Origin of the sequence: Pseudomonas sp. 9.2(2024), assembly GCF_039695385.1 — a bacterium.
Lineage (GTDB): Bacteria > Pseudomonadota > Gammaproteobacteria > Pseudomonadales > Pseudomonadaceae > Aquipseudomonas > Aquipseudomonas paraglycinae.
In genome coordinates, this window is sequence record NZ_CP155585.1 from 2,852,994 (window position 1) to 2,858,097 (window position 5,104).

Annotated in this window: 5 protein-coding genes; 2 read left to right on the forward strand and 3 right to left on the reverse strand. The window is 61.0% G+C overall.

The window, feature by feature from the left end:
- The first annotated feature begins 90 nt into the window (after positions 1 to 90).
- Both ABFB52_RS12790 and ABFB52_RS12795 read left to right on the forward strand, forming a co-directional pair.
- A complete protein-coding gene (locus tag ABFB52_RS12790) occupies positions 91 to 906 on the forward strand; it encodes a helix-turn-helix transcriptional regulator (RefSeq protein WP_129973860.1) in 816 nt (271 codons plus the stop codon).
- A 134-nt stretch (positions 907 to 1,040) separates the two neighbouring features.
- Entirely contained in the window at positions 1,041 to 1,790 is a 750-nt protein-coding gene (locus ABFB52_RS12795) for a creatininase family protein (protein WP_011333687.1), read from the forward strand.
- Between the two features lie 70 nt (positions 1,791 to 1,860).
- On the opposite strand, the gene ABFB52_RS12800 is transcribed toward ABFB52_RS12795, so the two are convergent.
- The 3 genes from ABFB52_RS12800 to ABFB52_RS12810 form a co-directional block, all read right to left on the reverse strand.
- Positions 1,861 to 3,294, reverse strand: a complete 1,434-nt coding sequence (locus ABFB52_RS12800) for a catalase (protein ID WP_085747539.1) — start codon at positions 3,292 to 3,294, stop codon at positions 1,861 to 1,863.
- A gap of 136 nt (positions 3,295 to 3,430) precedes the next feature.
- Positions 3,431 to 3,847 (reverse strand): organic hydroperoxide resistance protein, encoded by a 417-nt coding sequence (locus ABFB52_RS12805; protein WP_085747538.1) that lies wholly within the window; start codon positions 3,845 to 3,847, stop codon positions 3,431 to 3,433.
- A gap of 40 nt (positions 3,848 to 3,887) precedes the next feature.
- On the reverse strand, positions 3,888 to 4,292 hold the full coding sequence (locus ABFB52_RS12810) for a hypothetical protein (protein ID WP_085747537.1): 405 nt from the start codon (positions 4,290 to 4,292) through the stop codon (positions 3,888 to 3,890).
- Positions 4,293 to 5,104: the final 812 nt, after the last annotated feature.

Below are 5,104 nucleotides of genomic sequence, written 5' to 3' on the forward strand. Positions count from 1 at the left end.
GGCCGGCCATGGCAAATGCCAGGATTTGTCGCCAAAGTGACAATCGCCGCTTTAACACGATCAAGGTCTGTTTTCAGGAGACGCCAGCCGATGAAACGAGAGGTGCGCAAGGTCATCGCCCAGCGTGAGTCCGCGCCGCGCAGCGAACGTTATCCCGACTATCAGGACGTGCCGCGCGTAATGACCGTGCTGGTGCGTGATCAGGCCACCGGCGAATACAACGAGCCGCACGTGCATCGGCACGGGCAGTTGCTGTATGCCTCGAACGGCGTGATGCGGGTGGCTACCGAGCGCGGGTTGTGGATCCTGCCACCGAAGCGCGCGCTGTGGATTCCGCCCGGGATGGTCCACGACCAATTGATGCTGAGCGCGGTCAAGATGCGTTCGATCTACATCGAGCCGCAAGTCTGCGCAGGGCTGGGCCATCACTGCAAAGTACTGGAGATCCCCGGACTGCTGCGCGAGTTGATTCTGGCCCTGGCCGAGCAACCGATCGAATACCCGCAGGAAGGCCGCAACGCGCACATCGTGGCGTTGATACTCAGTGAATTGCAGGGAGCCCGGACGTTGCCGATCGAAGTGCCGTGGCCGGCCGACAGGCGACTGGTCACGGTGTGCGAGGCGATTCTGCAGGATCCCGGACAAGACCATTCGATCGGCTATTGGGCAGACCGGGTCGGTGCCAGTTCGCGCACGCTGATTCGCCTGTTCGTCAATGAAACCGGCCTGAATTTCCGCCACTGGCTGCAACAGGTGCGGCTGGCGACCGCCATCGATCGGCTCGACAAGGGGCAATCCGTCGGGGTGATTGCCCGGGATCTGGGCTACGCCAGCCAGAGTGCCTTCAGTGCCATGTTCAGACGGGTGATGGGTGAATCGCCCCGTGAATTTCTCGTTCGCGATTAGCGCGTTCCGGGATTCCGATACCTTCGTATTCTGTCGTCGAAGGGAGGCGGGTGGTATCAATGACGCTGCTGTTGCAGGTGCATTGAACACCCACCCTCGTTCCGCGAGGAACCTTCGAAGAGTGAGAAATCCTGATGCTTTTATACCTATCGACCTGGTCCGAAATAGCGCAATTCCTCGAACGCAGCCGCACCATCGTCATCCCCATCGGTTCCAACGAACAGCATGGGCCGACCGGCCTGCTGGGCACCGACTGGATGTGCCCGGAAATCATCGCCCATGAAGCGCAGAAAAGCGCCGACATCCTGATTGCCCCGACCTTCAACATCGGCATGGCGCAGCATCACCTCGGGTTTCCCGGCACCATCTCGCTCCGGCCTTCGACCTTCATCGCCGCCATCGCCGACTGGACCCGCTCGCTGGCCGCCCACGGCTTTGAAAAGATCTTTTTCCTCAATGGCCACGGCGGCAACATCGCGTCAATCGAAGCGGCGTTTTCGGAGCTGTACGCCGAAGCGAGTTTCGCCCGACGCAAAGCCGGGTTTGCACTGAAGCTGTGCAACTGGTGGGATCTGGAAGGGGTGAACGAGCTGGCGCGTGAGCAGTTCCCGACCGGCCACGGCATTCACGCGACGCCTTCGGAAATCGCCGTGACCCAATGGGCCTACCCCGATTCCATCAAGTCGGCCGACTACTCGCCGCAGATCGCCAACTGGGGGCCGATCCGTGAAGCGGCGGATTTCCGCGCCCGTCACCCGGACGGCCGCATGGGCTCGGACCCGGCGCAGGCTTCGCCGGAAAAGGGTCGGCAACTGGTGGAAATGGCCGCTCGCGGTCTGGTGCAGGAGGTGCAGGCCTTCAGCCGCGAATCACTGCCTGACTGATTCGTACAAACAACAACGCCCGGATAATCCGGGCGTTGTTGTTTCGGCTCCCTGCCAGCGTCATTGCAGATCAGCCCAGTGCCTCAATGGCGTGCGCAACTCCTGCGCCATACGCCGGATCTGCCCGGGTGCAGTGGTCGATGTGTCGTTGTTTCGACTCTGCGCTGGCGCCATGGATCGAGCGTGCGGTGTTCTCGAACAAGACCTGTTGCTGGGCGGGGGACATGGTCCGGAACAGTGCACCCGGTTGCGAGAAGTAGTCGTCGTCCTCGCGGTGATTCCAGTGCCCGGCGCTGCCTTTCAGGGCCAGCGGTGGTTCGCTGAAATCCGGTTGCTCGGCCCACTGCCCGTAGCTGTTGGGTTCATAGCCGATTGTGCTGCCCGCGTTCGCATCGGTGCGCATCTGGCCGTCCCGGTGGTAGCTGTTGACCGGGCAGCGCGGGGCGTTCACCGGAATCTGGTGATGATTGACGCCGACGCGATAGCGCTGTGCATCGCCGTAGGAGAACAGGCGCGCCTGGAGCATTTTGTCCGGTGAAAAACTGATGCCCGGCACCACGTTGGCCGGGTTGAAGGCCGCCTGTTCGACGTCGGCGAAGTAGTTGTCAGGGTTGCGGTTGAGTTCGAGCACGCCGACTTCGATCAGCGGGTAATCCGCGTGAGGCCAGACCTTGGTCAGATCGAACGGGTTGATCGGGTAGGTCTCGGCGTCCAGTTCCGGCATCACTTGCACGTAAAGCTTCCATTGCGGGAAGTGGCCTTCCTCGATGGCGCTGTACAGGTCGCGCTGGGCACTTTCGCGGTCATCGCCGATCAGGGTCGCGGCTTGTTGATCGGTCAGGTTCTCGATGCCTTGTTGAGTTTTCCAGGTGAACTTCACCCAGAATCGTTCGTTCGCCGGGCTGATGAAACTGAAGGTGTGGCTGCCGAAACCGTGCATGTGGCGGTAGGTGCGCGGCAGTCCGCGGTCGCTCATGACAATCGTGACCTGGTGCAGCGCCTCCGGCAGCAAGGTCCAGAAATCCCAGTTGTTGCGGGCGCTGCGCATGTTGGTGCGCGGGTCGCGTTTGACCGCATGGTTGAGGTCGGGGAATTTCAACGGATCGCGCAGAAAGAACACCGGCGTGTTGTTGCCCACCAGATCCCAGTTGCCTTGCTCGGTGTAGAACTTGATGGCGAACCCGCGGATGTCACGCTCGGCGTCCGCCGCGCCACGCTCGCCGGCCACGGTCGAAAACCGGACGAACACATCGGTGGTCTTGCCCACGCTGGAAAACAGCCTGGCCTTGGTGAAACGGGTGATGTCGTGGGTGACGGTGAAGGTGCCGAACGCGCCCGAACCCTTGGCGTGCATGCGCCGCTCGGGTATGACTTCCCGATCGAAGTGCGCCAGTTTTTCCAGCAACCAGACGTCCTGCAACAGCATCGGGCCTCTCGGGCCTGCCGTCTGTACGTTGTTGTTATCAACCACGGGCGCGCCCGCAGCAGTCGTCAGCTTGTTCATGCGCAACTCCTGGCTTTTGTCGGTTTCCCGCCATCACATCAAAAGCCCCGGGCGCGATCTATTGCACCATGGTGTCGCCGGATAGTACGAAGGTGTGGTTGGAATGGATTGCGTTTTGCTGTCGGCAAAAGACGGATCAGGCGAGGGTGATGCTGACCTTGATGTTGTTGCGCGTGGCCTTGGAGTAGGGGCAGTTCTGGTGCGCTGCGTCGATCAGCTGGAGCGCCACTTGCGGTTCGATATCCGGCAGCGAGACCGCCAATTGGGCCTGCAGGAAGAACCCTTGCTCCCCATGAGCCAGATCGACTTGCGCATTAACCATCGCTTGTGCAGGAAAACCGATCTTGCGCGCGTTGCAGGCATGGCGCAGCGAGCCGAGGAAGCAGGCCGACCAGCACACGGCGAACAATTGCTCGGGGTTGGTTCCGGTGCCCGGCGCACCCGGTGGCGACAGCTTGAGATCCAGTCGGCCATCGTCACTGCGTCCTGTGCCCTCGCGGCCACCTGTGGTGCAGGTATGGGCGGAGTAGAGGGTTTTTTCGATATCGATCATGGGCATTCCCTGAAGAGCATTTCTCAGCGTGGAGGGCGGTTCATGTGGCCCGCGTGGGTTCATGACAATCGCGTGCAGATGCACCCGCCAGCGCGTCGGCCGTGGCCACGACTTCAGCGCCGCGATGGCCAATATTGTTGAGCAGGGTCGAGCGGGCGATCTCGATCAGCCAGGCGCGAAACGGAAAGCTCGGGTCATGGGCGGCCTGTTCCTGATAGAGCGCCCTGAAGGCCTGCTGAACGAGGCCGCCGGTGTCTTCGCGACGGATCCGCCCGGCCTGCACCTGACCTTCGTAAAAGGCGATGAGCAACGGCGTCACCGTCGCGAACAGCTGTTGCGCCTCACCCCGGCCATGCCTGACGGCGCCCGCGACCAAGGCATACAGTTCGTCGTTGCCGAGCCGGCCTGACTCGCACAGGCAAGTGTGGCGATAACCTTCAGCCATGGTCGAATCCCTCGCAAAACCATTGTTCGAATGAGCGCGGCTGCCGAAAAGATTTGCAGGTGGCCCGGCGTTCAGCGGTGAGATTCAAGCCTGCCTTCACAGCCGAATGACTACCAGTTATGCGTTGTTAGCGCTTGTTAGCGCTCGTCTGTTGCAGTGCTTGAAAGGGTGATTTTTCCGCTGGTCGATCAAGGCTCTGCGCGGTTTTTTCATGCCCTCTGCCTGGAAGAAACGGCGGGGCGGTGTAGGAGCATTTTTGACATCCCTGTCCCTTTGCCATCGTCACAATCAGGTAGGAAACGTCCGATATTTATTTCGCAAATTTCCTACATTTTGTTTGCCTCCCTAACAAAAAACGTGGTTATTATCCGCCGGCGCTTCGGGTCACAAACCCGGCGCCAGAAGATTGCCGTGCGTCTACAGACCCGGCAGTCGCAGCCGATCGGGACCACCCTGGCGCTGTCATCCCCGCGCAGGTTGTTCCTCGTCGTTGACCCTCAAATGGAAGTCGAGGTTTCAATTGGTCACGCGGTTTGCAATCGACGATGCAATGAACGGTGCGACGGATGTCGCCAATGATCCGGCCCACTTTCCAGTTGCCTGCGCCGACCGCGCGGCGGCGTTTTTCTCCAGCCTGTCTCCCCCAGAATTTCTGCGTGTGCCCGCGTTCAACGCGAGTCTGCACGCGCGCGCCGCGCCATCCTCCTGAATTCGAATGACCGTGCCGGCATCTGATGCCGGGGCCTGACTGGCGGGGCATTTCTGTCCCGGCCTGATCACAAAAATAATGTAGTCATGGACGGTAGCCTCCG

Coding starts and splice junctions, on each gene's coding strand:
- ABFB52_RS12790 (WP_129973860.1), top strand. CDS start 91: ATGAAACGAGAGGTGCGCAAGGTCATCGCCCAGCGTGAGTCCGCGCCG.
- ABFB52_RS12795 (WP_011333687.1), top strand. CDS start 1,041: ATGCTTTTATACCTATCGACCTGGTCCGAAATAGCGCAATTCCTCGAA.
- ABFB52_RS12800 (WP_085747539.1), bottom strand. CDS start 3,294: ATGAACAAGCTGACGACTGCTGCGGGCGCGCCCGTGGTTGATAACAAC.
- ABFB52_RS12805 (WP_085747538.1), bottom strand. CDS start 3,847: ATGATCGATATCGAAAAAACCCTCTACTCCGCCCATACCTGCACCACA.
- ABFB52_RS12810 (WP_085747537.1), bottom strand. CDS start 4,292: ATGGCTGAAGGTTATCGCCACACTTGCCTGTGCGAGTCAGGCCGGCTC.